Origin of the sequence: Companilactobacillus sp. RD055328 (assembly GCF_022835675.1) — a bacterium.
Lineage (GTDB): Bacteria > Bacillota > Bacilli > Lactobacillales > Lactobacillaceae > BQUT01.
In genome coordinates this window covers 1-403 of sequence record NZ_BQUT01000008.1, presented here as the reverse complement: position 1 = coordinate 403, position 403 = coordinate 1, and the positions used below count along the sequence as shown (strand labels likewise).

The window sequence follows — 403 nt, the reverse complement described above, 5'->3', positions numbered from 1 at the left end:
AAATCTTTTTAAAAAAATTGTGTTTAGATAACTCTAAACGCGCAGTTTTCGGTGTTTCTTTTTTCGTTAGTATTCAGTTTTCAAGGTACGAAGTGGTCGTCTATTCTGGTAGATAAGACAACCAATGGAGGCTAACGGGATCGAACCGATGACCTCTTGCGTGCAAAGCAAGTGCTCTCCCAGCTGAGCTAAGCCCCCATGGTACTCTTTTATTCTATTTTTTATTCATGGGCCTAAATGGACTTGAACCATCGACCTCACGCTTATCAGGCGTGCGCTCTAAACCAGCTGAGCTATAGGCCCGATAAGGAGAGTAGACCTCTCAAAACTAAACAAAGTTTTAACATATTATGTAGATTCCGTTTATACCATATTGGTATTTATCCTTAGAAAGGAGGTGATC

The 403-nt window shown here is 40.4% G+C and carries 2 tRNA genes; both read right to left on the bottom strand.

Annotated elements, in window-relative coordinates:
• Positions 1-125: 125 nt before the first annotated feature.
• Positions 126-198 (bottom strand) — tRNA-Ala (locus tag RD055328_RS07265).
• 30 nt (positions 199-228) lie between these two features.
• Positions 229-303, bottom strand: a tRNA-Ile gene (locus RD055328_RS07260).
• Positions 304-403 lie beyond the last annotated feature (100 nt).